The organism is Caenibacillus caldisaponilyticus (assembly GCF_002003465.1).
GTDB classification, from domain to species: Bacteria; Bacillota; Bacilli; order Bacillales; family Sporolactobacillaceae; genus Caenibacillus; species Caenibacillus caldisaponilyticus.
In genome coordinates this window covers 1-917 of sequence record NZ_BDDQ01000166.1, presented here as the reverse complement: position 1 = coordinate 917, position 917 = coordinate 1, and the positions used below count along the sequence as shown (strand labels likewise).

The 917-nt window shown below is 54.3% G+C and carries 1 tRNA gene; it reads right to left on the bottom strand.

What is annotated here, in order from left to right:
* Positions 1-709: 709 nt before the first annotated feature.
* A tRNA-Met gene (locus CCB157_RS17065) sits at positions 710-784 on the bottom strand.
* Positions 785-917: the final 133 nt, after the last annotated feature.

Sequence of the window (917 nt, the reverse complement as noted above, 5' to 3'; positions counted from 1 at the left end):
CCGTCGGAACGCCGTCGATGCCCGGAGCCCCTTTATTTGCTTCCACCCGTTTGAGGGCAGTGATTAAGTTGTTCCGTGACAGAATCGTCTCCAACAGAGCCATCGAGATCTCTCTCCCTCCGCGGGATGGGGTTCAAGTCTTGCCGGGCAATGCTCAGCCCTCTATCCAAGGTCCTCCGGGCTTCACCCATCTTTCCTTGAAAGAGTTCCGTTAGGAATTCTGCTTCAGCGCATTGCGTCTCGAAAGAGTTTGATCCATCCCTGAATTGACGTTCAGCCCTTCCCTTTTCAGGCGTCCCTTACTCAGGTACTATGGCCTCTGCTGACTCCTGTACGTTCAGCAAAACCTCTCGATTTTGGTTGCCATCCTTAGAAGGCGTATCGTACAGGCCTCCCCGGATAAGAGTGCGGACTTTCCACTCATGTACCTGCCCAATATACCGCCACAGCCCTTGGCGGCTTAGGACTTCATCTTGTTATGCAGACTCATCCGACTGTGACAGCCTCAAATTGGGTTCGTGTCCCTCAGGTCGAGTGTTTGCCTCCGGCTTCCTTCAGATTCCGCCTCGCGGCGGACACCCTTGCCTTCAGCTAACGTTAGGCGCTCGCCAGCCCCCGTTCAGGACTTTCACCCTATAGCACCGCACCCATGCCGGGCGTACATAAAATAAAAAGCATACGTGTCGTACGCTTTTTGAAATGGCTTATTTGGTTGCGGGGGCGGGATTCGAACCCGCGGCCTTCGGGTTATGAGCCCGACGAGCTGCCACTGCTCCACCCCGCGATGATAAAAAAAGTATGCAACTTAAATGCCACTGTCCCTTCCTCTACGAGCTACGCTCCGAAGTCAGATGCGTCGGGACAACTCGTAGCCATCTCGGCGGAAGCTTCGCTCGTCGTCTACATGTATAACCATA